Raw genomic sequence first — 632 nt, 5'->3', positions numbered from 1 at the left:
CCCTAGGGTTATAGAACATCTCGATGTAATCGAAAATATCACTTCGGGCTTCTTCACGGGTTGTGTAGATCTTTCGTCGGATTCGCTCTCGCTTCAAAAGCTGGAAAAAGCTCTCGGCTACAGCATTGTCGTGGCAGTTTCCCCGCCGGCTCATGCTGCTGATTACATTGTTGGCCTTCAAAAAGCTTTTCCAATCCGAGCTACTGAACTGACTGCCTTGATCTGAGTGAATCATAACTTGCTGCTGAGGCTTGCGTCGCCAAACAGCCATCAACATCGCGTCGATAGCCAGGTCGCTGCACATCCTTGGCTTCATTGACCAACCAATTACTTGGCGTGAGAACAGATCCAGCACTACCGCGAGGTAGAGCCACCCTTCATAGGTGCGGATGTAAGTGATATCTGTCACCCAGACCTTGTTCGGCTCACTTACCTTGAACTGCCGCGCGAGGTGGTTGGGCGAGGCCACTGTTGGTTTTCCACCATAGAACCCTGGACGCCGCCGATAGCCCGTTTGAGAACGCAGCCCCTCCGCCTGCATCAAGCGCCTGACTCGATTTCGGCCGCATTCCTCTCCCAGCTCACGCAGGTCATCGTGAATTTTGCGGTAGCCGTATACACCTCCGCTTTCC

At 53.2% G+C, this 632-nt stretch carries 1 protein-coding gene; it reads right to left on the bottom strand.

Annotated features, from left to right (window positions below; translation table 11 throughout):
* Nucleotides 1-632 (bottom strand): IS3 family transposase (locus tag PM2_RS29475; protein WP_042132662.1); only part of this gene is annotated, 632 nt, incomplete at both ends.

This window comes from Pseudomonas monteilii NBRC 103158 = DSM 14164 (assembly GCF_000730605.1).
Lineage (GTDB): Bacteria > Pseudomonadota > Gammaproteobacteria > Pseudomonadales > Pseudomonadaceae > Aquipseudomonas > Aquipseudomonas monteilii.
This window is presented reverse-complemented; position numbering and strand designations above follow the sequence as displayed.